Origin of the sequence: Bacillus sp. UNC69MF (genome assembly GCF_000746035.1) — a bacterium.
Classification (GTDB): Bacteria; Bacillota; Bacilli; order Bacillales; family Bacillaceae; genus Bacillus; species Bacillus velezensis.
This window is the reverse complement of record NZ_JQKM01000015.1, coordinates 37,651-63,491: the sequence shown is the minus strand read 5'-3', so window position 1 is coordinate 63,491 and position 25,841 is coordinate 37,651. Positions and strand designations below refer to the sequence as shown.

Here is a 25,841-nt window from a genome sequence, read left to right as displayed (position 1 = left end):
TGTCTCAGGTAACGAATCTCTGCCTGCAGTTTCTCTAAATCGGAAGAATACTCCGGACCTTTTCCGTAAGTGTATTGCTTTCCAACAGGCTGTTCGAATCGATGTGTATCACCAGCCTTATACCATCTAACCCATGTCTGAACCTGTGTCTTATTCTTAATATTCAACTCCTGCAGGATCTCTTTCATAGGTACGCCTGCCAATCTCATTTCTACAGCCTTCTGTTTCACTTCAACCGGATAACTCACTCTTGTCCCCATAGAAAAAACACCTCCAAGTCTAATTTCGGATAACAATCATCCGTATTCAAACTTGAAGGTGTTTTTATTTGTCTCATCTTATGGGGTCAGTCCCGATTCCGCAGGCTTTTCTTTATCTGTTATTGAACGCCTTTCATCGCTCGTTTAATAACGGGAGACAGAAGAATCAAAATAATACCGAGAATGATCGAAACAAGACCGATTGAGCCGAAGTAGGCCGCTTCAGAAATCTTATCAAACAAACCGACTACTTTTGCGTTCAGGGCTTGACCGCAGGCGTTTGTTAAAAACCACATACTCATCGTCTGCGCTGAGAAAGCGGCAGGCGCAAGTTTTGTTGTGACGGATAAACCGACCGGTGAAAGGCAAAGCTCACCAAGCACAACCAAAAGGAAGCTGAGCACAAGCCAAAGCGGGCTCACAAGCTCGCCGCTTCCGCCCATAACCGGAAGCACCATGACTAAAAATGATAATCCGGCAAGGATAATGCCGATCGCGAATTTAATCGGTGTTGAAGGCTGGCGTTTGCCGAGCTTCATCCAGATCCAGGCGAACACCGGCGCGAAAATAACGATGAATAACGGGTTCAGAGACTGGAACCATGAAGACTCAAGATGCATGCCTGCAAAGGAAAGTCTCGTGCGCTGATCCGCATATAAAGCAAGAATCGTCGCGCCCTGCTCCTGAATCGCCCAGAACATTGCCGCTGCAATAAACAGCGGAACATAAGCCGCAAGCCGTGATTTTTCCGTTTTCGTCGCTTTTTTGCTCGTGAACATCACGATAAAGTAAATAACCGGAATGACAATGCCGAGGATACTGACGGTGTCAATCACACGCTGGATCGTCAGCCAGCCGGTTTGAATCAGAACGATAATAACGGCTGCTGCGATGACCACTCCGATTCCCGTGCCGATCACTGATGATTTAGAAATCGGATTCGGTACATTGGAGCCTGCTTTGCCGAGGTATTTCTTTCTCGTAAGAGCGAAAACAATCAGTCCGAGGAACATACCGGCCGCGGCGCATCCGAAGCCTAAGTGGTAGTTGTACTTCTGTCCGAGTGTTCCGACAATTAGCGGCGCAAGCAATCCGCCGAGGTTGATCCCCATGTAAAAGATGCTGAAACCTGAGTCGCGGCGCTCGTCTTCCTTCGTATATAAATCTCCGACAACGCTGGATACGTTTGGTTTAAGCAGGCCGGTTCCGATAATGATCAGAGCCATGCTGGTAAAAAACGCTGCCGTGCTGCCAGGGAAGGCAAGAGCGATGTGCCCGAACATAATTAAAATTCCGCCGTAAAATACGGTGTTTGCCGTGCCGAATACCCGGTCGGCCAGCCATCCGCCGATGACGCTCGACATGTATACGAGAGATCCGTATATGGACATGATGGCAACTGCGGTCGTTTTATCAAAGCCGAGACCGCCATGAGCGACTTCCGTGTATAAATAGTAAAGCAATATGGCTCTCATACCATAGTAGGAGAAACGCTCCCAAAATTCGGTGAAAAACAGTGTAAACAAGCCGCGGGGATGACCGAAAAAGCCTCGTTGCGGCACAGTTTCTGTTATAGAGTCCTTATCAATAGATGCCACCTGAGCCAACCCTTTCTTAAAAAAGTGTATTACAAAAATCATATTCTTATATAATACTTGTGTCAATATAATTTATACTGAATTCAAAAAATTCCAGAATGAAAAGATATTAAAACGTTGAATATAGACGAATTTCCCTAATTCCAATGACTTATTTTGTTATATTATCTAACTAAACTATCTTTATAAACTTTTTTAATAAAATTTAAAGTATGTACAGGCGGAGCGGGATATGGCGGAATAAGATGACAATAAGAGAGGAAGGAGGAGATTATCACTTGCCGAATCGTATATTGGATATTACGGATTGCGGTGTGGCGGCAGACGGAAAAACCGATGTGACGGGCGCCATCAACCAATGCTTGGCCAAGGCCGTCAGCGAAGGCTGTCATACGGTGTTTTTTCCGCCGGGAACCTATAAAATCAACGGCACGCTTGGCGGGGACAGCAGCCAGCCGTTTCGGAACGCCGGGATTAACGTGCCGAGCCATCTCACCATCGTTTTAGATCCGGAATGCACGATTAAAGTGGCGCCGAACAGCTCCTGGGGCTACTCGGCTTTCTATATAGGCAGGCGGGAAAATGTCACCATCACCGGCGGCCGGATCATCGGCGAACGGGATGAACACACGTATACCAATGTCCCTTTGCGTTCGACCCATGAATGGGGGTTTGGAATCTGTATTGAAGGCAGCAGCAATGTGCTGATCGAAAATGTGAAGATTTCGGATTTTACGGGAGACGGCATTATTGTCAGCCCGCTCGGGTTAAAAACAAACAGTGATTACGAAACTTCAGAACAGGTGACCATCCGCCGCTGTGAGATCAGGCAGTCAAGGCGAAACAACATTTCAATCACCGGCTGCAATACCGTTACGGTGGAAGAATGTGTGATTGAAGACGCCGGGCAAGGGAACGGAACGGCTCCGAAATTCGGAATCGATATTGAATCGTACGGAGAAGGCGATATAGATTATGAAGAAGCTCTTCATATTACAGTCCGCAACAACTTCTTTTCCGGAAACGCCGCAAGCTCAGTCACCAATTTTAACGGATATAATGTGTTAATTGAAGGAAATCATTCCGATAACACGATCAGCTACGGGTATGGGGCACATACCGTCATTTCAGGGAATGTCTTCTTTCGGTCAGACGGAGGTTCAAGGACCGCAATCGCCGGACAAGGTGTGTCACAAGGACAGGACAGCAGCAATGCCGTCATTTCCAACAATCTGATTACCGGTTTTTCCACCGGAATAGATGTAAGGGGAAAAAGCGTCCTCGTCACCCATAACAAAATCAATCAATTTGAAAATACGGGCATTTCCGTCTATCAGGCAGAAGATGTAACCGTTGACGGCAATGTCATTGAAAACGGACGTTCCGAAACCAGACGAAGCACGGGGATGCGGGCGACGCTGTCCGAAAACGCCGTCTTTACGAATAACACTCTGAATCAGGTGACAGACGGAATCACCATGTCGGCCGGCAGTATCATCGTGAAACAAAATGTGCTGAAATCGTTCAGCCGGGGCATATGGGTCACAGGCGGAAATGCCGTTATTGAAGGAAATACGCTCATTCCGAATGCGTATCAGGGCGCCGCGGAGTCCTATGCCGTATCTGTGACAAATGACGCCAGGGCTGTCATCAAGGGAAATCTCTTCAAAAGCTACAAAAACTATCCCATTTTCAGTTCAACATCCTCGGGAACCTCTGTCATCAGCAACCGTTTTGAATCATCACCGCTTATCGTTACCGTGTATCTGAATTCAGGCACGCATGAAGTCATAGACAATACGCTCACGATCAACCGAACGGCGGGCAGCCCGATCGGCATCTATCTGAACGGATCCTCAAATTCTCTCGTGTCGGGAAATACCATTAACAACCTTTCCGCCGCTTCTGCTTCCGCCATCCAAACCAATTCCTCCGCAAGTACTAAAATCATCGGCAACCGCATTATCAAAGGCGTCATTGTGAAACACGCGACAGATACGGACAGCGGAAATATCGTCATCTGAAAACAATCTGCATCGGAAAAATAAAAAGAACACATGAACTCCGAAAGAAGGAGGGATGTGTTCTTTTTTGACACAATACAGCCGTGCGCCTGTCAGGCATCTTTTTTACCTGATTTATATAAAACGATCATTTCTCTGATTAAAAAGAGGGCGAATAAAAACAGCATCAGCCATTCTGAGAAGGTGGTCAATTTAAAAGCGGACAGGTTGTTTTGGACCGCTCCATAGAAACTGAAACCTTGCAGCATATCTATCGTTACTGAAATGATCAGACAGGCAGCCAGCAAAAAAAATGAAACCCCTAATATTTTCATGCGCATCACTCTCCCTTTTTATCCTTTTCGATTACGCAGAACTTATACAGACTTTCCGCCGTGCATAATCTTTTGCCGTACAGGAAGAATATGAAAAAAACGAGGAAAGGTTTTTTGCGATATGCCGCCATTTTTTAAGCAGAAGAAACAAAAAAAAGCCGATCAAAACGACCGTGACAATGAAGGCAGAAAAGAAGCGGACAGCCAGCCGGACAAAGAGCGGGATGAGCCGATCTCCCTCAGCTTAAAGCAAAATATGAAGAAGCTGTCTGGGAGGTTCGGCAACAGTGCCGATGTCGTCATCCGCCGGCTGAAAATCGGAAAAGAAGAGCTTCCGGCCGCAATTGTGTATATCGCCGGTTTGGTAGACGAACAGCTCGTCAGTCAATCCCTTCTGGAGGATTTAATCGACATCCCGTCCGTTCAGCCGGAACAAGCGGTCTGCCTGATATACGATAAAACGCTTGCGATCGGCGGGGTGAAAGAGGAAGAAAAATGGAAAAGTCTTTATGCCGGGCTGGTGGCGGGCAGCACGCTCATTTTTGTCGACGGGGCTGACAAGGCGCTGATCGCCAGCACGGAAGGGGGAGAGCATCGGTCCATTCAAGAGCCGAGCACCCAGGTCTCTTTCCGCGGCCCGCGGCAGGGATTCACCGAATCTCTGCAAACCAATATTTCCATGATCCGCAGGTATGTAAAAACGCCTGATGTATGGGTTGAAAAAATGGAGATCGGACACGAAACGAATACGGATGTCGCGCTGATGTATATTAACGGAATTTGCGATAAAAAGCTGATTAAGGAAGTCCGCAAGCGGCTGAAGCACATTGACATCGACAGCATTCTGGAATCCGGCTACATTGAACAGCTCATTGAAGACGCGCCGTTTTCTGTGTTTCCCACCGTATATCATACGGAGCGGCCGGACGTTGTGGCGGGGAATCTGCTGGAAGGACGATTTGCGATTATCGTGGACGGAACGCCGTTCGTTCTCATCGCGCCGGCCTTATTTATTCAATTTTTTCAATCTGTTGAGGATTATTATTCACGATTTGATATCGCCACTAGCATCAGGGTGCTGCGGGTTTTGATCTTCTTCATTTCACTGGTGGCGCCGGGGATTTATGTGGCGGCGACGACCTTTCACCAGGAAATGATTCCGACGCAGCTGCTGATTGTCATCGCGGCTCAGCGGGAGACGGTGCCGTTCCCGGCCGTGATTGAAGCGCTGACGATGGAAGTGGCCTTTGAGATTCTCAGGGAGGCGGGTGTCCGGCTTCCGAGAGTTGTCGGCTCCGCCGTTTCCATAGTCGGAGCGCTTGTCATCGGCCAGGCCGCCGTACAGGCCGGCATTGTTTCCCCAGCCATGGTTATCGTCGTCGCCCTGACGGCGATTGCCAGCTTTGCGACCCCGGCTTTTGACATGGCGATATCTGCGCGGCTGATCCGGTTTCTCTTTATTCTGTCGGCGGCGGTCATGGGATTTTACGGGCTGATTCTGGGCATTATCATGATGTTTGTCCATCTGTGCGGCCTGCGTTCATTCGGATTTCCGTATATGTCCCCGCTCGCTCCTTTAACCCCGGGCGGGCTGAAAGATTCCCTCCTCCGAGCTCCGTTATGGGCGGATGAAAAAAGGCCGGGACTGCTCGTGCAGGAAAACAACAGGCGCCAAGGGGAACATCAAAGACCGAAACCGGAGACATCCAGAGGAATGGTTAATAAAGATGTAGAAGAGGGCGACGGTAATGAAAAGACGTAAATGGATGCTTATCCTTTGTACGATGGTTTCCCTTATGTTTGTATCCGGATGCTGGGATAAAAGGGAGCTGACCGATTTAGCGGTGATCTCCGCCATCGGTATTGACCGGACCGAAACGGGAAAATACGTCCTTCACTTGCAAATTATCAATCCTGGAAACGTGGCCGGCGGTCTGCAGGGCGGCGGAGCGGGAGACCGGCCTCCGGTTTCCGTCTATTCGGTGTCCGGAGACAATATGACGGAAGCTTTGAGAAAAGGCTCGATGAAAGTGTCCAGAAGGCTCTATTTTGCGCATACGAATCTCGTGGTGTTCAGTGAAAAACTGGCGAAAGAGGAAGGGCTCAGTTTTATTCTGGACAATCTTGACCGCGACACCGAATTCAGGACGACCGCAACTGTTGTGATCGCGCATAATTGCAAGGCTGAAGACATTATTAAAGTGCTGACGCCGATTGATAAAATCCCTTCCAATAAAGTGAACAAGACGCTCAGCTTCACGCAGGAACAATACGGCAGAGTCATTAAAACCAGCCTTCAGGACGTTCTGATTGATCTCGCTTCTCCGGCCGGGTCGCCGTTTATTCCGGGTTATGAAATGCACGGAGACGATAAAGCCGGTCCTACGATGGAAAATACGCAGACAACTGAACCGAAAGCAGTGCTGTCAGCGGACGGACTGGCGGTGTTCAAAAAGGATGGGAGGCTGGATTACTGGATTGAGGATGACGACAGTGTGGGGGCTGTATGGCTGCTCAATAGGATCAAGCATACGTTCATCAATGCGGATTGGAAGAACGTGAAGCATGCAATCAGTCTGCAGGTCACCCGCCAGAATACAAAGGTGACGGCCACTTTTCCGAACGGAAAACCGCATATTCACGTGCATGCTCAGGTCGAAGGGCTGGTGGACGCTGTCAGATACCCTTTCCATCTGTCTGATCCGCAAGTGCTGATGACGATGCAAAAGGCGCTCAGTGTGCAGCTTGAGAAAGATATCACCAAATCGATTGAAGATATAAAAGCCCATAAGAATGACTTCGTCGGCTTCGGAGACCTGATCTATCGGAAGCATCCGGACAAATGGAAAAAGTTCAAAGGGAAGTGGGATGAAGAATATTTCCCCAATCTCCCCGTAGATGTCAAAACGGAAGTCATTATCAGAAGAACGGGCTTGCGGAATAATCCTCTCTCAGACAAGCTTGAGCATGATTGATTTGAGGAGAAAGGAGCGAAGCGTATGGAAAATGCGAAAATCGGCACGCGTCAGCTGTTTATTATGATCATTTTGTTTGAATTGGGCAGTTCGTTATTGATCCCGCCGGGCACGATGGCCGGGCGGGATGCGTGGCTGTCCGTGCTTCTCGGGTGCGTTACCGGTCTCGGACTTTTCTACGTTTATCAGGCGCTGTATCAATTTTTTCCTGAGTCTTCTCCGAGAGATTACATGAACGAACTGATCGGCAGACATCTGAGCTGGGCGGCCTCCCTTCTTTATATTCTCTATTTTGCTTATATCGCCGCCCGCGTATTGCGGGATTTTGGCGAAATGCTTGTCACCTTCGCCTACCAAGATACGCCGCTTTTAATTGTGAATGCCATGCTGATGATCGCCGCGATATTTGCGGTCAGAAAGGGAATTGAAGTGATAGCGAGAGCCGGCGAGCTGCTGTTTGGCATTATGTATTTCCTGACAGCCGTCGGGCTGATCCTCATTATCAGCTCAGGCACGATAAACCTCAGATTTCTCCAGCCCGTTTTAGCGGAGGGTGCAGGAACGGTCATTTATTCCGTGTTTAAACAGACGATGTTCATCCCGTTCGGTGAATTAATCGTGTTTGTCATGATTTTTCCTTACTTAAAGGATCGGAAAAAGGTGCGGAAAACCGGATTTCTGGCGATTATCATCAGCGGCCTGTTTTTGGCGATGTCAGTGGCGATTAATATTTGTGTGCTGGACGTCAACTTAATGCTCCGCTCTCAATTTCCGCTGCTGAGCACCATACAGACAATTAAAGTGGAAGAGTTTTTAGACCGGCTGGATGTCTTTTTCATGCTCGTGCTCGTCATCGGCGGTTTTTTCAAAGTCAGCCTTTTTACATATGCGGTTGTCGTGGGCGTGTCCACGCTTTTTAAAGAAAAAAATCCGTCCCAGCTGGCCTTCCCGGTCGGATTGGGGGTGCTGATTCTCTCCATCAGCATCGCAAGCAATTTTTCGGAACACATGAATGAAGGCTTAAAAGTTGTGCCGACCTATATTCATCTTCCGTTTCAAGTGCTGTTCCCCGTTTTGCTGCTTATCATTGCCGTTATTAAGAAAAAGATCAAAGGGACCGTCTATACAGTTTCGAAGAAATAACCCGGCCGGTGCGCCGGGTTATTTTAAAAATCATGATTTTTGTCTTAATGCATTGACAAACTTGCGTGACAATTGTACATTTTGATTTATTCTTATAAAATTACTAGGAAATATAGGTTTAATCATGTTAATATGTTCCGAACCGTATTTCAGAATAGAAGGAGATCCATCATGACAAAGAAAAAAGAAATCAAACTCGGTGTGTTTCTCGCGGGTACCGGCCATCATGTCGCTTCTTGGAGACATCCTCAGGCACCGGCGGACGCGAGCATGAATTTGGATTATTTCAAAGAACTGGCGAAAACGGCTGAGCGGGGGAAATTGGACATGCTGTTTTTGGCGGACAGTTTATCAATAGACGGCAAATCACACCCGAATGTGCTGACGCGCTTTGAGCCGTTTACGCTGCTGTCGGCGCTCGCTCAGGTCACATCCCGCATCGGTCTGACGGCGACCGCGTCTACCACATACAGCGAACCGTTCCATATCGCGAGACAATTTGCATCGCTTGACCATCTTTCCAACGGCCGCGCGGGCTGGAATGTCGTCACATCTTCGATTGAATCGACCGCGCTTAATTTCAGCGGCGAAAAGCATCTTGAGCACCATCTCAGATATCAGCGCGCGGAAGAATTCGTTGAAGTCGTCAAAGGATTATGGGATTCGTGGGAGGAAGACGCCTTTATCCGTGACAAAGAATCAGGAGCATTTTTCGATAAAGACAAAATGCATGAATTGAACCATAAAGGAACATATTTCTCCGTGAGAGGGCCGTTAAATGTCGCCCGCACACCTCAAGGGCGCCCGGTCATTATTCAGGCCGGATCATCAGGAGACGGAAAAGCGCTGGCCGCCAAAACGGCGGAGGTCATTTTCACCGCGCAAAATCATTTGGAGTCCGCGCAGGAATTCTATCAATCTATTAAAGAACAAGCGGCTTCTTTCGGCCGTGATCCTGAAAAAATCGCGATCATGCCGGGAATTTTTCCCGTTATCGCCGATACCGAAGAAGAAGCGCAGGCAAAATATGAAGAGCTCCAAGACCTCATCATTCCGTCTGTCGGCCTGAACATTCTGCAAAACTATCTGGGCGGCGTCGATCTTTCCGCCTGCCCGCTTGACGGCCCGCTGCCTGAATTGGATGCGGATGCGTCGAATGCCGTTAAAAGCCGCTTCAAGCTCGTTCAGGAGATGGCCAAACGCGATAACATGACCATCCGCGAGCTGTACAAATATGTGGCGGGTTCAAGAGGCCATCATATCTTTGTCGGAACGCCAGAACAGCTTGCCGATAAGATGGAAGAATGGGTCGGAAAACAAGCTTGTGACGGTTTCAACATCATGCCGCCGCTTTTGCCTGAAGGTCTCACTCTTTTTGTAGACAAAGTGATTCCGATTTTACAAGAACGGGGCGTGTTCAGAAAAGAGTATGAAGGAACGACGCTCAGAGAACATTTCGGACTGGAAAAACCGGCAAACCGATATGCCGACTAAAGGAGGGCTCATCATGTCAAGACAATACCGGCTCGCAACGGAGGCAGACGCTGATGAGCTGCTTTCACTGACACTGCGGGCGTATGAACCGATCCGCAAGCTCGGCATCAACTTTGCCGCTGCCACGGCGGATAAAGAACTCGTTTTGAATAACATACAAAAAAACGCCTGTTACGTTTTGGAGGAAGACGGCCGGATTCTGGCGACGATTTCTCTGCGGATGCCGTGGGGGCCGAATCCCGGGCCGTACGGTGTTCCACATATTTGGTGGTTTGCCGTCGATCCTGAAACCGGAAAAAAAGGGACGGGCTCAGACATGCTGGAGTGGCTGGAGAATACAGTGCTCCGCGACACATTAAAAGCGCCTTTCGTGTCACTGGGCACAGCGGACAAGCATCCGTGGCTGATCGGCATGTACGAGCGAAAAGGCTACGTCCGTGCAGGCGAAAAGGATCTAGGAAAAGGGCACATCACCATCTATTTAAAAAAACAATTGCAGGATTAACATATTAATAGGAAAAGGCGGGATTTTAATGAAGAAGAAAACATGGGCTTTGCTGCTGTCTGCCGCGCTTTTGGCGGTCTTATCAGCATGCGGAAACGGAAAAGAAAGCGAAGGCGGCGATAACGTACTGCATGTCGGCGCCACGGGACAAAGCTATCCGTTCGCATATAAAGAAAACGGCAAGCTGACCGGCTTTGACGTGGATGTCATGGAAGCCGTTGCGAAAAAAATCAACATGAAACTGGACTGGAAGCTGCTTGAATTCAGCGGTCTGATGGGAGAGCTCCAGACCGGCAAACTCGACACCATCTCTAACCAGGTCGCTGTCACGGACGAACGCAAGAAAACGTATAACTTCACAGAACCGTATTCGTATGCGGGCACTCAAATCGTCGTCAAAAACGATAACAAAGACATCAAATCAGTCAACGATCTAAAAGGAAAAACAGTGGCGGCCGTTCTGGGCTCAAACCACGCGAAAAACCTTGAGAGCAAGGACCCGGATAAAAAAATCAACATGAAAACGTATGAAACACAAGAAGGCACGCTGAAAGACGTGGCTTACGGACGGGTTGACGCTTATGTAAACAGCCGCAGCGTCCTGATCGCCCAGATCAAAAAGACCGGTCTGCCTCTGAAATTAGCAGGAGACCCGATTGTCTATGAAAAAGTCGCTTTCCCGTTTGCGAAAGATGCGGCTCACGATAAAATCCGCAAAAAAGTAAACAAAGCCATTGAAGACCTGCGAAAAGACGGCACGCTGAAAAAGCTGTCTGAAAAGTACTTTAAAGAAGATATCACAACAGAAGCAAAGCATTAAGAAACGGCGGTGAAAATCGAGAATGAACAGCATTGATTGGGGATTTATGTTTTCAGCTTTTCCCGCGTTAATCGAAGCCTTGCCGATCACATTACTAATGGCCGTCGCGGCCATGGTATTTGCCGTGATCGGCGGCCTTATATTAGCGCTTATCACAAAAAATCGTGTTCCTGTGCTTCACCAGCTGTCAAAGGTGTATATTTCATTTTTCCGGGGCGTGCCGACGCTCGTCCAGCTTTTCTTAATTTATTACGGCCTGCCTCAGCTGTTTCCCGGAATGAGCAAGATGACGGCGTTAACTGCGGCGATTATCGGGTTAAGCCTGAAGAATGCCGCCTACTTGGCTGAAATCTTCCGCGCGGCGCTCAACTCAGTCGATGAGGGGCAGCTTGAAGCCTGTCTGTCTGTCGGAATGACAAAATCCCAGGCGTACAGGCGGATCATTTTCCCGCAAGCCGTCAGAAACGCGCTTCCCGCGACGGGAAATACGTTTATCGGCCTGTTAAAAGAAACATCGCTCGCCTTTACATTAGGAGTGATGGAAATGTTCGCCCAAGGAAAAATGTATGCATCAGGCAACCTCAAATATTTTGAGACGTATTTAGCCGTCGCGGTCATGTACTGGATTCTTACGATTATTTACAGTGTGCTGCAGGATCTGCTCGAACGGGCGATCAGCAAGCCTTATCGCACATAGGAGGAGGCTCAGGATGATACAAGTCAGACATATTCGAAAAGCATTTAAAGACCTTACCGTACTTGACGGGATCGATCTTGAGATCAAAAGCGGCGAAGTCACGGCCATCATCGGCCCGTCAGGCTCGGGAAAATCAACGCTCCTCCGTTGTTTGAATCTGCTGGAGCGCCCGGATGACGGCATCATTGAAATCGGTGATGCAAAGCTGAATGCAGCGTCCTATTCGCGCAAAGACGTTCATAAGCTTCGCCAGCAGACGGCGATGGTGTTTCAGAATTACAACCTGTTCAAAAACAAAACCGCCCTGCAAAATGTGACAGAGGCGCTGATCACCGCGCAAAAGAAACCGAGAAAAGAAGCGGAACAGATCGGTATGGATCTGCTGCGGCAAGTCGGTTTAGAACACAAAGCTGACAGCTACCCGATTACGATGTCAGGCGGACAGCAGCAGCGGATCGGGATTGCGCGTGCCTTGGCCGTTGATCCTCACGCGATTTTACTGGATGAACCGACTTCGGCCCTTGACCCTGAGCTTGTAGCCGGGGTGCTCCAAGTCATCAAATCAATTGCCGAAAAACAGACAACCATGATCATCGTCACGCATGAGATGGCTTTTGCGCGTGAAGTGGCCGACAAGGTCATATTTATGGCGGACGGACGCATCATCGAACAGGGAACGCCGGAAGAGCTGTTTGACAATCCGCAGAACGAACGGACGAAAAAATTCATTAAGCAAGTGGGAGAGCCCGCCGAACTTGTCTAAGAAGGGAAGAAGAAGAAATGGCAAATGAAACGTATGAATCATTAAACAAACGTTTAATCAATATCCGCCGCGACCTTCATGAACACCCTGAGCTGTCAGGCGAGGAATACGAAACGACGAATAAAATCCGCCGCTGGCTGGAGGAAGAAGGAATTACGGTTCTTGATATGCCGAAACTTCAAACCGGAGTGATCGCTGAAATCAAAGGAGACAAAAGCGGCCCCGTCATCGCCGTCAGAGCGGACATCGACGCATTGCCGATCGAAGAGAAAACAAACCTTCCGTTTGCTTCGCGCAACAGCGGCGTGATGCACGCCTGCGGCCATGATTTCCATACGGCATCTATCCTCGGCACGGCTTTTTTATTAAATGAGAGAAAGCATGAGCTGAAAGGAACGGTGCGGTTTATTTTTCAGCCCGCGGAAGAAATCGCCGCCGGAGCAAGACAGGTCATTGAAGCCGGCGCGCTTGACGGTGTATCGGCGATATTCGGCATGCATAACAAACCTGACCTCCCCGTCGGCACGGTCGGTCTGAAAGAAGGCCCGCTGATGGCGAGTGTCGACCGCTTTGAAATCACTGTTAAAGGAAAAGGCGGCCACGCCGGAATCCCTGATAACAGCATTGATCCGATTCAGGCGGCAGGACAGATCATCGGCGGCCTGCAATCAGTTGTCAGCAGAAATATCAGCTCGCTTTATAATGCTGTCGTCAGCATCACAAGAGTTCAAGGCGGCAGCTCTTGGAATGTCATCCCGGACCATGTTGAAATGGAAGGCACCGTCCGGACGTTTCAAAAGGAAGCGCGTGACGCTGTTCCGAAACATATGAAGCGGGTTGCCGAAGGAATCGCGGCCGGGTTCGGGGCAGAAGCCGAATTCCGCTGGTATCCTTACCTTCCGTCAGTGATGAACGACGCCCGTTTCATACAGGCGGCGGAACAAACGGCTGAAAGCCTCGGGCTTCAGACCGTTCGGGCAGAACAGTCGCCCGGCGGGGAAGACTTCGCGTTATATCAAGAAAAAATCCCCGGCTTTTTCGTCTGGATGGGAACAAACGGAACAGAAGAATGGCACCATCCCGCCTTCACACTCGACGAAAAAGCGCTCCCGGCAGCGGCTGAGTTTTTCGCCCGGCTTGCCGTCAATGTATTGGAGCAGACGGAATGAATACGGAAAATCTGACGGCCGGACTTGCTCAGGCCGTCATGTCGTCTGTGCCGGAAACATCTGCTGAAGCGATGAAAGAAGCGCGCAAAGGACTGCTTGATTTTACAGCGGCAGCTTTTGCGGGGAGACGGGATAAAGGAGTTGAAAAGCTGGTAAAACTGGCCGAAGAAGAAGGCGGGGTGCCGATAGCGCCGCTTATCGGTAGAAATCAAAAAACCACGCCGTCCCAATCCGCGCTCATTAACGGATTCATCGCACATGCGCTTGATTTTGACGATGTTCATTCTGATGTAAGAGGACATCCGAGCGCAGTCATCCTCCCGGCTTTGATTGCAGCGGCATCAGCCGGCCGGATAGACAAAAGCCGCTTTCTCGTTGCTTATGTGACGGGAATTGAAGTGATGGCGCGGCTCGGCGAGTCAGCTGGAAGGCATCATTACGAGAAAGGCTGGCACAATACAGGAACGTTAGGTGCCATTGCGGCCGCATGCGCCGTCGGATTCGCGGAGAATCTGAATCAAACCCAATTGCAGAAAGCAATCGGGTTTGCGGCTGCCCGTTCCGGAGGCATGAGAGTGCAATTCGGGACAGAAATGAAGCCGCTCCACGCCGGACTGGCCGCTCAAGCCGGATTGTTCGCCGTGCAGCTTGCAAAGGCCGGTTTCGGCGGCTCAGTTCATGCGCTCGACGGGGAGAAAGGTTTTTTCGGACTGTACGGCGATCTTGAACGGGCAGAAACCCTGCTTGTAAACGGGTGGGGAAAACCTTGGCGGATTGTGAGCCCGGGACTTTGGTTTAAGGTTTATCCGTTTTGCTCGGCGGCTCATCATGCGGCGGACGCCATTCTCAAGCTGAAGGCCGAACATGGTCTCACTTTCGGCCAAACGGAACGGATCGACGTGATTTATCCGCCGGGCGGTGACGCTGCATTGACAGAACGGCGTCCGAAAACAGGCGAAGCGGGAAGATTCAGCGTGGAATATGTGATCACCTTAGCTTTGCACGGTAAGGATTTTTCAGTTGAACATTTCACATCCGAGCCGATTCCGGAATCCCTTCAAAAAGGATTTGAGCGGATTCACCGCAGCTGCGATGATCAAATTCAGCCGGCTGACAACGCCGTTCCGAAGGGCCGTTTTACAATTGTACGGGTCACGGCTTCCGGCGGTCATGTCTATGAAACACGTATCGACTGTCCGAAGGGAGCGCCGGGAAACGGTCTTTCTGAAAAAGACATTGAAGACAAACTCCGGCTCGCTTTGCCGGGAGAAGAGAAAAAGGCGGAAGAATTGATCAAAGCAGCCGGACAATCAAATATGGACCGTTATTTACAGCTGATATAAATAAAAAGAGCGGGGGGATGCAGCCCTCGCTCTTTTTACGTTCACTTCTATTGAATAGGGGGATATAGGGTGCGCCCCTGTCTGCGCTGGCAGGGGCGCGGTATCAGGAAACGGCCGTGCCGTTTTCTTTAACCGTGAAACTTCCTCTTGATAAGCGGATGTTGATATCCGAAACTTTGGCAATTTGTTCGTCGTGCGTAACCATGATGACGCATTTGCCGTCTTTATGCGCCAGATCCTGAAAGAGCCGGACGATTTCCTTTGACGTATCCTCGTCGAGATTTCCCGTCGGCTCGTCCGCGTAAATCAAATCCGTGTTACAGCAGAAAGCCCGCGCAATTGAAACGCGCTGCTGCTGTCCGCCGCTTAATGTCAGCACCCGCTGACGGGCCTGCTGTTCGGTGATGCCGACTTTTTTCAGCATGCTGAGCGCGAACGCATCTTTGTTGTTCTCCTTAGAGCCGGTGATCTCCATCGCCGTTGTGACATTCTGGAGCGCCGTCATATACGGGATCAGATGATAAGATTGAAAGACGATAGAGACATATTGATTTCTGAATTTGGTTAATCCGATTTTGGAGATGTCTTTTCCGTTATAAAGGATGCTTCCCTCTTTAGGTGTGTCAAGGCCGCCCGCCAGAGACAGAAACGTTGTTTTCCCCGTTCCGGAGGCGCCGACAATTGTATAAAACTTCCCTTTTTCAAAGCTGATTGTTATATCCTGAAACAGCGGCTGTGATTTGTCTTGGTACCAGTAGCCGGTCTGTTGAAAGGTTAATAGGCTCATTATGCTGCCTCCTCTTACTCCTGCTTGGTCAGGATCGTTTTAGGGTGAAGCCGCATGACTGATACAGACGGCAGTAATGTGGCGATGACGGCAATTGCGACGCCGATCCCGCCAAGAATCAGAAGGTCATTCAGTGAGACGTTTACCTGCATTGTACTGATGACATCCGCGCCGGATGAATGCTGACCGAACAAGCCGCCTCCCCGCGGCATTTCTCCGCCGCCCCAGCCGCTTGTTTGCTGCTGTGAATCATTGGCTGAGCTGACCTGCTGGGAAAGAAGCTGATTTCCGAGCTGATTCGCCACAAGGCTGCCCGTGACGGATGCGATCCCGATGGCAATAACGGCGACAACCAGAATTTCCGTTAAGAATTGTCCGATGAGCTTCCAGCGCTTTTCGCCGATCGCCATCAAGACACCCATTTCATACTTGCGTTCCCTGATCGACATCATCACGATCAACCCGAGAATGACCGCGCCCGCGATGGATACAAGGTATACCACGTTTTTAGAAAATGACGCGACATTTTCAATCGGGCCGGCCATTTGCTGATACACCTGATCATTTGTCGTCAGCGCGTAGGTTTTATCATCTATAGATGTTTTTTTCGCAGCCGCAACGAATGAGTCAATATATTTGGCATCATCCATATAATAAACGGCTGAGCTGATTTTGTTTTTGTTATCAGACCCTTTTAACGCCGCCGCGGCGGTGTAAGGCGTATAGATTTTATTGTCAGGATTTAAGAATAAAAAATGCTGTGCCTGATCGTCTCCTGATGATGTTGTTTTATAGATTCCCACAATTTTAAGCTTCGTTTTCTTAGAATCATCCGCTGCTGAGGAAACGGTAATGGAGCCGCCGACCTTCAGCTTGTTTTGATCTGCCAGCGTTTCATTAATCACGGCGACTTTTGCGTCCGCATCTGTTTTTGTGATGGCGCGGCCGTCAGTGATTTTTGAGCTCCCGCCTGTGAAATCATCAAGCAATGCCGTAGAGAGCACGCCTTCGATCGAGATATCCGCTGAAATCATCTGTCTTCCGCCGCCTTGAAAACGGCCGGCGCCGGAACTGTTATCGGCTGATTCGCCTGAGCTTTTTATCGCATCAAAGCTTTCTGCATTTGCTGACGCTGTCGTGAGGAAGTTGTAATTTTTAACATGCTGTAAAGATGTAAGCTTCTTGGCATCTGAGACGGAAATCGGCGTTGATTCAAACGTCCTCTTTTCACCGTCTTTTTGCTGCTGCGCCATTTGCTTTTGGCGGTCAGCCTGGAGTGTGACGCTCCCGCCGAGCTGCTGCCTTGCCAGTTCGCTTGATTTCTTTGCCGCTGACTGGATCGTAAGACCGGACAGGACAAAAATGCAAATCACTGAAAACACAACCAGCTGCAAAAATGTTTTTCCCTTTTTTGCCTTCATGCTCCAAAAGGCTCTTTTTATAAAGTTCATGTCTGTTCCTCCGTGTGGGTGTCAGATCTTGTAAAACCGGCCTTCTTTAGCACCGGCCATCCGATATGTATATAGTAGGAGAAATGTATGAAAAAAATATGAACAAACTATTTCCGGGTGATGAAATAAAAACTAACAATTGTGAAACCCGAAAACACCCGGGTAAAATGGTGCTATTATAAGAAAAAGCGTGAAGATAAGCGGAGGAACCAATGAAGATATTAATGATAGAAGACAATATAAGCGTATGCACCATGACGGAAATGTTCTTTTTTAAAGAAGGATTTGAAGCCGAATTTGTCCATGACGGAGTGGAAGGCTATCAGCGTTTCACGGAAGAGGACTGGGATTTGGTCATTCTGGACATTATGCTTCCATCAATGGACGGAGTGACGATCTGCCGGAAAATAAGAGAGACGAGCAGTGTGCCGATTATTATGCTGACCGCAAAGGACACGGAGTCTGATCAGGTGATCGGGTTTGAAATGGGGGCGGACGACTATGTCACCAAGCCGTTCAGTCCGCTGACACTAGTAGCGCGGATTAAAGCGGTGATCAGAAGATACCGGGCGACGGGGCAGGCCGTAAAAAGCGACGACTTGATCGAAACGGCGTGTTTTTCAATCAATAAGAAGACGCGGGAAGTGTTTCTGCACGGAAAACCTGTCGAGAATCTGACGCCGAAGGAATTCGATCTGCTCTTTTATCTCGCACAAAACCCGCGCCAGGTTTTTTCGAGAGAGCAGCTGCTTGAGCAGGTGTGGGGCTATCAATTTTACGGCGATGAACGTACGGTTGATGTTCATATTAAACGGCTGCGCAAAAAACTGTCCAGTGAGGAAAAACCGTTTTTATACACGGTGTGGGGGGTAGGATACAAATTTGATGAGGATTAAATACTTATATCAGCTGCTGTTCAGCCATGTCAGCATTTTGATTTTGGCCTTTTTCATCATCATTTCCCTGTTTTCGCACTTTGTGAAAGATTTTGCGTATCAAAATAAAGTGGATGAGCTGTCTTCTTACGCGCAGCAGATCACTAGTGAGCTGAACGGCCGCGATCTTGATCTGCGCCGCCTGTATCCGTATCAGGACATGTTAAAAACGCGCGAGACCAGGTTTATTATTTTTGATGAACATCAGCGCCCTTACTTTTTTCCTGACGATATGCCGCCGCGCGAGAAGCTGAAAAGTAAAGAGTGGCACATGCTGAAGCAAGGGAAAACCGTTCAGATCAGAGCGGAGATGAACCGTTTTAATACGGAAGGCTTGGAAGTATCGCTTGTCGCAAAACCGCTTTTTATCAACGATCAATTTAAAGGCGCGGTGCTGCTCGTGTCTCCCGTCAGAGGGGTCGAGCAGATGATCAGCCAGGTCAACCGCTATATGATTTACGCGATCATCAGCACCCTTATCATCACGATTCTGCTGAGCTGGCTTTTATCTAAATTTCACGTCAAGCGGATTCAGACATTGCGGGATGCGACCGGAAAAGTGGCATCCGGTGATTACGATATTTCGCTCAAGAACAGCGGCGGCGATGAAATCGGCATGCTGGCGTCTGATTTCAACACCATGGCCAAAAATCTGAAGCAATCGAGAGAGCAGATTGACCGCCTCGAAAAACGGAGGCGCCAATTTATCGCCGATGTCTCCCATGAGCTGAGAACGCCTTTGACGACCATTAACGGACTTGTGGAGGGGCTTAACAGCAACACCATCCCGGAAAAAGATAAAGAGAAATGCTTCTCGCTGATCAGCGAAGAAACGAAGCGGATGCTCAGGCTCGTGAAAGAAAACCTGGATTATGAAAAAATCAGATCCCAGCAAATCAAACTGGACAAGCTCAGTCTGCCGCTCATCGAGGTGTTTGAAATTATTAAAGAGCATCTCAATCAGCAGGCGGAGGAAAAGCAAAATCAGCTGCGGATTCAAGTGGAGGATGGCGTCAAAGTGTTCGCCGATTATGACAGGCTGATCCAGATTCTCGTCAACATCACGAAAAACAGCATTCAATTTACGCAAAAGGGAGACATCACGCTGCGCGGGTATGAAGGCTATAAAGAAACGGTGATTGAAATCGAAGACACCGGGATCGGCATCTCCAAAGAGGAAATTGAGCATATATGGGAGCGGTTTTATAAGGCGGACGTGTCCCGGACGAATACGGCATACGGCGAATACGGACTCGGCCTTTCCATCGTCAGGCAGCTCGTCGAAATGCACAAGGGCACGATAGATATTGACAGCGAAAAAGGAAAAGGCACGACCTTTACAATCCGCCTTCCGCTGAATACGAAAAATGAATCATCTTGAAACCGGCGGTCCCGTCTGGCCGCCGTCTGTTTTATCTCCACTCGGAAAATTGCGCTCTGCCGAAACAAAGTTTGCGTGTTTTTCGGGATGGAAAGAGACGGAAACGTGATAAAATAACTGGTAAACAGGTCTTGGATGGGGAGGGTGAAGGAATGAAGAGCGGGTTAATTCCTTCTTCAGCAGTCGGGCAGAAAATTAACGAGTGGTATCGATACATCAGAACATTCAGCGTGCCGGATGCGGAGATCTTGAAGGCCGAGATCAAACAAGAGCTTGACCATATGGAGCCTGATTCGAACTTAGTGCTTTATTATTCCCTCATGGAATTTCGCCATCAGCTGATGCTGGACTACTTGGAGCCGCTGGAAAAACTGAAGATAGAAGACCAGCCGACCCTGTCGGAAATTCTTGATAACATTGATAACAGCCAGGCCGGCCTCAAAGGGCTTCTCGATTATTACGTCAACTTTTTCAAAGGCATGTTTGAATTTGATAAAAGAGAATTTATCTCAGCGATTACATATTATAAACAAGCTGAGAAAAAACTGGCCTTCGTATCGGACCACGTGGAACGGGCGGAGTTTTATTTTAAAGTGGCCGAAGCTTATTATCATATGAAACAAACGTATTTTTCTTTGATACATATAAAAAACGCTTATGAAATTTACGTAGAGCAGGACACATATAACGTCCGGATCATTCAATGCCATTTTGTATTCGGCGTCAATTTAATGGATGAAAGGCGCTTTGAACAGGCGGCCAAACATTTTCAGCACGCTCTGCAAATGGCCGAAAAAGAACAAAAAGCGCAGCTTGTCGGGAGGGCGCTGTATAACCTCGGACTGTGCTACTACAATCAGGACCGCATCGGCGAAGCGATTCCGTACTTTGAACGGGCGGTCGATACATTTGAATCACAAAGAATCGTCAATTCTCTTCCTCAAGCATATTTTCTAATCACACTCATTTACTTTAAACTCGGAAAAAAAGAAAAAGCGTCGGAATATCACAAGCGGGGATATGAATATGCTAAAGAAACAGACGATCCCGTTTATACGGTAAAATTCGAATGGCTGCAGGCTCTGTATCAGGCGAAACCGGATGAGGAAACAATCAGCGCGTGTTTCCGTTACCTGGAAGATAAAAATTTATACGCCGATATAGAGGATTTAGCACTAGAAGCAGCTAAATATTACTATGAACAAAATTGCTTTAAAATTTCTTCTGACTATTTTCTGAAAGTCGAAGAGGCAAGGAAACAAATACAAAGGAGTGAGGGTTTGTATGAAATTGAAATCTAAATGGTTTGTTATTTGTTTAGCAGCCGCCGCGATTTTTACAGTGACAGGTGCAGGCCAGACAGATCAGGCTGAATTCCATGTAGCTGAAAGAGGAATGACGTGAGGAGAAAATAACCAGAACAAAGGAAAAGACTGCCCGAGAATGTTCTCGGCAGTCTTTTTTGCGCGGCCGGACTTGGACAGCGGCGGAAAACAAAAGAAAACGCCGCAGGTCAAAACCCGCAGCGTCCTCATATAGACGGAGTGATGTTTAGAAACCGCCAACGAAGGCAGTACCTACAATAATCAACAGGATAAATAAAACAACGATCAAAGCGAAAGAGCTGACTCCAGAATATCCTGACATGAGCTTCACCTCCATATTGTCTATACCATACAATATGTAAAAGAAGCTGCTTTGTAAGGGATATTAGTGGACAAGAGAAAAAAGAGGCGGTGTCCTATGAGAGTAAGACTCCGGCGAAAAATTCATCATACAGTGCCCGCACCGCGTGTTTTTCCTGTTCTTCTTTCACTCCGAACATCATGCTGACTTCCGATGACCCTTGATTAATCATCTCGATGTTGACGCCGGCTTCCGACAGTGCTTTGGATGCCCTGGCGGTTGTGCCGACATTATGGCGCATCGCTTCCCCGACGACCATAATCAGCGCCAGATTGTGCCTGACTGTGACTTCATCTGCTTGAAGTTCCTGCTTCAGACGGGTGACGAGCCTGTGTTCCAGTTCTGAGTCCATCTGATTGTGCCGAAGGATGATCGTGATGTCGTCAATGCCGGATGGAACGTGTTCATACGTCAATCCTTCTTCCTCCAAAATGTGAAGGGCTTTGCGGCCGAAACCGATTTCCCGGTTCATTAAATATTTGCTTATGTAAATGCTGCAAAAGCCCGTGTCGCTTGCGATGCCGATGACTGGCCCGTTCGTATTGTCACGGCTGCTGACGACGCGTGTTCCTTTCGCATCCGGATTATTCGTATTCTTAATCTGAACGGGGATGCCGGCCCGAAATGCGGGAATCAGCGCTTCATCATGAAAAACGGAAAATCCGGCATAGGAGAGCTCACGCATTTCCCGATACGTCAGTTCGTTAATTTCTTTCGGATGCCGCACGATTGACGGGTTGACGGAATAGACGGCGTCCACATCAGTAAAGTTTTCGTACAGGTCGGCTTTTAAGCCGCTGGCGAGAATGGAGCCGGTAATATCAGAACCGCTCCGGGAAAACGTCACAATCTCATGCTCCTTCGTGTAACCGAAAAATCCCGGAAAAATGATCAAGCCTTCACGGTTTCTCAGACGGTACAAATGACCATAAGACTCGGGGAGCACCTGCGCGCTTCCGGGTTCATTCGTCACAAACAGCCCCGCTTCTTTCGGACTTACGTATTCCGCTTTCACGCCCTGCCGTCGGAAGTAGGCTGCGATCAGCTTCGCGTTGTTGTCCTCGCCGCTCGCCTTCACCGCATCCATATATTGTTCGGGATTGGTTTTACAGCTGTTTAAAAGAGCGAATAGGTCACTGCGGATTCTTTCTATAATAGAGAAATCCAGGTTCAGCTCACGCGCGATGGCGGCGTACCGTTCAATGACCGTTTCGGCAAGCTCGGGCGCTGCACCTTTTTGCAAATAATGCTCCGCACAGCGGATTAACAGATCCGTCACCTTTGTATCGTCCGAGAAGCGTTTTCCCGGTGCCGATACGACGACGGCTTTCCGCGCGGGATCAGCCGTCACGATTTGAAACACTTTCTCAAGCTGGGCTCCTGACGCAAGAGAGCTGCCTCCGAATTTTACAACTTTCATGATTTACATCCCCTAATATTTAAATTTTCTCACAAATTTAATTTTTATTATCTCTCTTTCAAACATGTAAATCAAGGATTTTTTCTACGTGGGGAGAACATTTGTATTTTCATGGAGGAATTTTGCCGCTGTTTGTCAGATTTGTTTCCCTCAAGCGTGTCATCATGTGCAAAAAATGATAAGCAGCCAAATGAAGGTTATAGAAAATCCTGCAAATTCTTGATAGACTGATTGTAAGATAATTTAGTGTACGGCCCGCGGATGACCGCTTTTGAAAGCAAAACTGTATTGACTGCGCTTGGAAAGATGATAAGATTATAATTGTCGTTGATAATGATAATCATTACGAGTGGGATATATGGGAGTTGTTTGGCAATCAGTCATACCGTTTGTGATGGGTGCAGGGAGGCAGCATGAAGCTACGTTACTTACTTTTGCTACTGGCGGTTTTGGCGTGTACTTCTATATTTATCGGTGTAGAAGATTTGTCGCCGCTGGATATTTTTCATTTAAATAAAGAACAGGCAGGTACATTGTTTGACAGCCGGCTGCCGCGTTTGGTGAGCATTATCATCGCCGGCATGAGCCTGAGCATCTGCGGATTAATCATGCAGCAGATCAGCCGGAATAAATTTGTATCGCCGACGACTGCGGGGACGATGGACTGGGCAAGGCTCGGAATCTTGATTTCATTAATGCTTTTTACGTCAGCGAGTCCGCTTGTGAAAATGTCTATCGCTTTCGTTTTCGCGTTGGCGGGGAATTTCCTTTTCATGAAAATCCTCGAGAGAATCAAGTTCAATGATGCGATTTTTATTCCTCTCGTCGGTTTAATGCTTGGGAATATTGTCAGCTCAATCGCCACGTTTATCGCATATAAATACGATCTGATCCAAAACCTGTCATCATGGCTGCAGGGAGATTTCTCACTGGTCGTCAAAGGCCGGTATGAGCTTTTATATCTGAGTATCCCGCTGGTGATCATCGCTTATGTGTATGCAGATAAATTTACGGTGGCGGGAATGGGAGAGAGCTTTTCCGTCAATCTCGGCCTGAAATACAAACGCGTCGTTAATATCGGTCTGATTATCGTGTCGCTCATCGCTTCACTGGTGATCCTGACCGTCGGGATGCTGCCGTTTCTCGGTTTGATCATTCCCAATATGGTGTCGATTTACAAAGGGGACAACCTGAGGAGCAGCCTGCCTCACACCGCTCTGCTGGGCGCTGTTTTTGTGCTGTTTTGCGACATTTTGGGAAGGGTGATCATCTTCCCGTACGAAATTTCCATCGGCCTGATGGTCGGTGTTATCGGCAGCGGCATCTTCCTGTATATGCTGTTAAGGAGAAAAGCATATGAGTCATAATAAAAAAATTACGCTGCTGGCGGCGCTCGCCATGATATGTATCGGATTCTTCCTGTTCTACGGACTGGGCAATTGGGAATACTCCCTGCCGAGACGATGCTTCAAAGTGCTTGCCATGATGCTCACCGGAGGAGCGATCGCGTTTTCAACGGTCATCTTCCAGACGATTACAAATAACCGCATACTGACACCGGGCATTTTAGGCCTCGATTCCCTGTATATGCTCATTCAGACCGTCATCGTGTTCCTGTTCGGTTCAATGAATATCGTCATGATGAACAAAAATCTTAATTTCGTCATCTCCGTCGGGCTGATGGTGCTCTTGTCCCTCGTTTTGTATCAGCTCATGTTTAAAGGCGAGGGGCGGAACGTGTTTTTCCTTCTGCTTGTCGGCGTCGTGTTCGGCACGCTGTTCAACAGTCTGTCATCCTTTATGCAGATGCTGATTGATCCGAATGAGTTCCAGGTTGTTCAGGACAAAATGTTTGCCAGCTTTAACAATATCAACACCGATCTTTTATGGTTTGCCGGTGCTGTCTTTCTTCTGACGGGCATTTATGTCTGGCGGTTCACGCGGTTTTTTGACGTGCTGTCGCTCGGCAGGGAGCACGCCGTCAACCTGGGGATTGATTACGATAAGCTTGTGAAACAGATGCTCATTGTCGTCGCCATTCTTGTGTCTGTCTCTACGGCTCTTGTCGGGCCGATTATGTTTTTAGGACTGCTTGTCGTCAATCTGGCGAGAGAGTTTTTAAAAACCTACAGGCACACGTATTTAATCGCGGGTTCTGTCCTGATCAGCATCGTCGCGCTCGTCGGGGGCCAGTTCGTCGTGGAGAAAGTGTTCACGTTTTCCACGACGCTGAGCGTCATCATTAATTTTGCCGGCGGGATTTATTTTATCTATCTGCTGTTAAAGGAGAATAAATCATGGTAGAGGTCAAAAATGTAAGCAAACAATACGGAGGGAAAACCGTCCTTGAGAAAACGTCTCTATCCATTCAAAAGGGCAGGCTCACCTCATTTATCGGTCCGAACGGCGCGGGAAAAAGCACGCTGCTGTCTATCATGAGCCGGCTGATTAAGACGGATTCCGGGGAAATCACGGTCGACGGGCAAGAGATCGGGGCCTGTAAAAGCAACGATCTGGCAAAAAAAATCAGCATCCTGAAGCAGACGAACCAAATCAATATCAGGCTGACGATTAAAGACCTGGTCAGCTTCGGCAGATTTCCGTATTCCCAGGGGAAACTGATGGATGAAGATTGGGTGCATATCAACCAGGCACTCAGTTATATGAAGCTGGATGACTTAAAGGATAAATATCTCGATCAGCTCAGCGGGGGCCAGTGTCAGAGGGCGTTTATCGCGATGATCATCGCTCAGGATACGGACTATATTTTTCTCGATGAGCCGCTGAACAATTTAGATATGAAGCATTCCGTTGAAATGATGAAGCTGTTGAAGCGGCTTGTGGAAGACTTCGGAAAAACGGTCGTCGTAGTGATTCACGATATCAACTTCGCATCCGTATATTCAGACCATATCGTTGCACTGAAAAACGGCCGGATCGTCAAAGAAGGGCCGGCGGAGGAGATCATTGAAACCTCCGTGCTTGAAGATATTTATGATATGACCATCCCGATTCAAGAGATTGACAGTCAGCGGATCGGTGTGTACTTTTCTTAAAAACCAGATGAGGTGAAAAT

At 48.4% G+C, this 25,841-nt stretch carries 25 protein-coding genes; 18 read left to right on the top strand and 7 right to left on the bottom strand.

Translation table 11 applies throughout. The features are described 5' to 3' along the window. On the bottom strand, nucleotides 1–260 hold a 260-nt coding region (locus BR62_RS0110875), incomplete at its 3' end, for an IS3 family transposase (protein WP_032870582.1). Nucleotides 261–379: 119 nt separating this feature from the next. Further along, nucleotides 380–1,858, bottom strand: a complete 1,479-nt coding sequence (locus BR62_RS0110870) for a peptide MFS transporter (protein WP_007410252.1) — start codon at nucleotides 1,856–1,858, stop codon at nucleotides 380–382. Between the two features lie 278 nt (nucleotides 1,859–2,136). On the opposite strand from BR62_RS0110870, the gene BR62_RS0110865 reads away from it, so the two are divergent. Continuing rightward, on the top strand, nucleotides 2,137–3,882 hold the full coding sequence (locus BR62_RS0110865; protein WP_032870826.1) for a right-handed parallel beta-helix repeat-containing protein: 1,746 nt from the start codon (nucleotides 2,137–2,139) through the stop codon (nucleotides 3,880–3,882). A 92-nt stretch (nucleotides 3,883–3,974) separates the two neighbouring features. Here BR62_RS0110865 and BR62_RS0110860 read toward each other — a convergent pair whose 3' ends face one another. Next, the gene (locus tag BR62_RS0110860) at nucleotides 3,975–4,196 is read right to left on the bottom strand and encodes a YczF family membrane protein (RefSeq protein ID WP_007410254.1); all 222 of its coding nucleotides are present in this window, start codon (nucleotides 4,194–4,196) and stop codon (nucleotides 3,975–3,977) included. 121 nt (nucleotides 4,197–4,317) lie between these two features. Between BR62_RS0110860 and gerKA the strand changes: the two genes are divergently transcribed. From gerKA to BR62_RS0110810, 10 genes are all read left to right on the top strand, one after another. Continuing rightward, nucleotides 4,318–5,958: a spore germination protein GerKA gene (gene gerKA, locus BR62_RS0110855; protein WP_007410255.1), complete on the top strand. Its 1,641-nt coding sequence runs from the start codon at nucleotides 4,318–4,320 to the stop codon at nucleotides 5,956–5,958. Then, a complete protein-coding gene (locus BR62_RS0110850; RefSeq protein WP_020955315.1) occupies nucleotides 5,945–7,171 on the top strand; it encodes a Ger(x)C family spore germination protein in 1,227 nt (408 codons plus the stop codon). The genes gerKA and BR62_RS0110850 overlap by 14 nt, the downstream gene beginning before the upstream one ends. 24 nt (nucleotides 7,172–7,195) lie before the next feature. Further along, entirely contained in the window at nucleotides 7,196–8,314 is a 1,119-nt protein-coding gene (locus tag BR62_RS0110845; protein ID WP_032870824.1) for a GerAB/ArcD/ProY family transporter, read from the top strand. A 168-nt stretch (nucleotides 8,315–8,482) separates the two neighbouring features. Beyond that, entirely contained in the window at nucleotides 8,483–9,808 is a 1,326-nt protein-coding gene (locus tag BR62_RS0110840; protein ID WP_029326230.1) for an LLM class flavin-dependent oxidoreductase, read from the top strand. Between the two features lie 13 nt (nucleotides 9,809–9,821). After that, nucleotides 9,822–10,313 (top strand): GNAT family N-acetyltransferase, encoded by a 492-nt coding sequence (locus BR62_RS0110835; RefSeq protein ID WP_003156352.1) that lies wholly within the window; start codon nucleotides 9,822–9,824, stop codon nucleotides 10,311–10,313. 28 nt (nucleotides 10,314–10,341) lie between these two features. Next, a complete protein-coding gene (locus tag BR62_RS0110830; RefSeq protein WP_012116791.1) occupies nucleotides 10,342–11,133 on the top strand; it encodes an amino acid ABC transporter substrate-binding protein in 792 nt (263 codons plus the stop codon). Between the two features lie 22 nt (nucleotides 11,134–11,155). Next, nucleotides 11,156–11,830: an amino acid ABC transporter permease gene (locus BR62_RS0110825; RefSeq protein ID WP_007410261.1), complete on the top strand. Its 675-nt coding sequence runs from the start codon at nucleotides 11,156–11,158 to the stop codon at nucleotides 11,828–11,830. A 13-nt stretch (nucleotides 11,831–11,843) separates the two neighbouring features. Further along, a complete protein-coding gene (locus BR62_RS0110820; RefSeq protein WP_012116792.1) occupies nucleotides 11,844–12,593 on the top strand; it encodes an amino acid ABC transporter ATP-binding protein in 750 nt (249 codons plus the stop codon). A 17-nt stretch (nucleotides 12,594–12,610) separates the two neighbouring features. Next, entirely contained in the window at nucleotides 12,611–13,762 is a 1,152-nt protein-coding gene (locus tag BR62_RS0110815) for a M20 peptidase aminoacylase family protein (protein WP_032870822.1), read from the top strand. Then, nucleotides 13,759–15,105 carry an MmgE/PrpD family protein gene (locus BR62_RS0110810; protein ID WP_032870820.1) on the top strand — a complete coding sequence of 449 codons (1,347 nt, stop codon included), beginning with the start codon at nucleotides 13,759–13,761 and terminating at the stop codon, nucleotides 15,103–15,105. The genes BR62_RS0110815 and BR62_RS0110810 overlap by 4 nt, the downstream gene beginning before the upstream one ends. Before the next feature lie 103 nt (nucleotides 15,106–15,208). On the opposite strand, the gene BR62_RS0110805 is transcribed toward BR62_RS0110810, so the two are convergent. Together BR62_RS0110805 and BR62_RS0110800 are read right to left on the bottom strand one after the other, a co-directional pair. Next, nucleotides 15,209–15,892: an ABC transporter ATP-binding protein gene (locus BR62_RS0110805; RefSeq protein ID WP_032870818.1), complete on the bottom strand. Its 684-nt coding sequence runs from the start codon at nucleotides 15,890–15,892 to the stop codon at nucleotides 15,209–15,211. Nucleotides 15,893–15,906: 14 nt separating this feature from the next. Continuing rightward, nucleotides 15,907–17,343: an ABC transporter permease gene (locus BR62_RS0110800; protein ID WP_032870816.1), complete on the bottom strand. Its 1,437-nt coding sequence runs from the start codon at nucleotides 17,341–17,343 to the stop codon at nucleotides 15,907–15,909. A gap of 212 nt (nucleotides 17,344–17,555) precedes the next feature. Between BR62_RS0110800 and BR62_RS0110795 the strand changes: the two genes are divergently transcribed. From BR62_RS0110795 to BR62_RS0110780, 4 genes are all read left to right on the top strand, one after another. Continuing rightward, the gene (locus tag BR62_RS0110795; protein ID WP_007410267.1) at nucleotides 17,556–18,239 is read left to right on the top strand and encodes a two-component system response regulator YclJ; all 684 of its coding nucleotides are present in this window, start codon (nucleotides 17,556–17,558) and stop codon (nucleotides 18,237–18,239) included. Continuing rightward, nucleotides 18,226–19,659: a two-component system sensor histidine kinase YclK gene (locus BR62_RS0110790; protein ID WP_197055953.1), complete on the top strand. Its 1,434-nt coding sequence runs from the start codon at nucleotides 18,226–18,228 to the stop codon at nucleotides 19,657–19,659. The genes BR62_RS0110795 and BR62_RS0110790 overlap by 14 nt, the downstream gene beginning before the upstream one ends. A gap of 152 nt (nucleotides 19,660–19,811) precedes the next feature. After that, entirely contained in the window at nucleotides 19,812–20,960 is a 1,149-nt protein-coding gene (locus tag BR62_RS0110785) for a Rap family tetratricopeptide repeat protein (RefSeq protein WP_007410270.1), read from the top strand. Then, nucleotides 20,944–21,063 carry a phosphatase RapC inhibitor PhrC gene (locus BR62_RS0110780; RefSeq protein ID WP_003156334.1) on the top strand — a complete coding sequence of 40 codons (120 nt, stop codon included), beginning with the start codon at nucleotides 20,944–20,946 and terminating at the stop codon, nucleotides 21,061–21,063. Before BR62_RS0110785 ends, BR62_RS0110780 begins: the two co-directional genes overlap by 17 nt. Before the next feature lie 147 nt (nucleotides 21,064–21,210). Here the strand turns inward: BR62_RS0110780 and BR62_RS19210 are convergent, their stop codons facing one another. Together BR62_RS19210 and BR62_RS0110775 are read right to left on the bottom strand one after the other, a co-directional pair. After that, the gene (locus BR62_RS19210) at nucleotides 21,211–21,321 is read right to left on the bottom strand and encodes a YjcZ family sporulation protein (protein ID WP_369878517.1); all 111 of its coding nucleotides are present in this window, start codon (nucleotides 21,319–21,321) and stop codon (nucleotides 21,211–21,213) included. A gap of 79 nt (nucleotides 21,322–21,400) precedes the next feature. Further along, entirely contained in the window at nucleotides 21,401–22,765 is a 1,365-nt protein-coding gene (locus BR62_RS0110775) for an aspartate kinase (protein ID WP_020955323.1), read from the bottom strand. Nucleotides 22,766–23,178: 413 nt separating this feature from the next. Between BR62_RS0110775 and BR62_RS0110770 the strand changes: the two genes are divergently transcribed. The 3 genes from BR62_RS0110770 to BR62_RS0110760 are packed head-to-tail and all read left to right on the top strand — an operon-like array spanning nucleotide 23,179 to nucleotide 25,821. After that, nucleotides 23,179–24,132 (top strand): ABC transporter permease, encoded by a 954-nt coding sequence (locus BR62_RS0110770; RefSeq protein ID WP_015239156.1) that lies wholly within the window; start codon nucleotides 23,179–23,181, stop codon nucleotides 24,130–24,132. Then, nucleotides 24,122–25,069 (top strand): iron chelate uptake ABC transporter family permease subunit, encoded by a 948-nt coding sequence (locus BR62_RS0110765; protein ID WP_014416905.1) that lies wholly within the window; start codon nucleotides 24,122–24,124, stop codon nucleotides 25,067–25,069. The genes BR62_RS0110770 and BR62_RS0110765 overlap by 11 nt, the downstream gene beginning before the upstream one ends. Next, the gene (locus BR62_RS0110760) at nucleotides 25,063–25,821 is read left to right on the top strand and encodes an iron ABC transporter ATP-binding protein (RefSeq protein WP_032870810.1); all 759 of its coding nucleotides are present in this window, start codon (nucleotides 25,063–25,065) and stop codon (nucleotides 25,819–25,821) included. Before BR62_RS0110765 ends, BR62_RS0110760 begins: the two co-directional genes overlap by 7 nt. The last annotated feature ends 20 nt before the right edge of the window (nucleotides 25,822–25,841 follow it).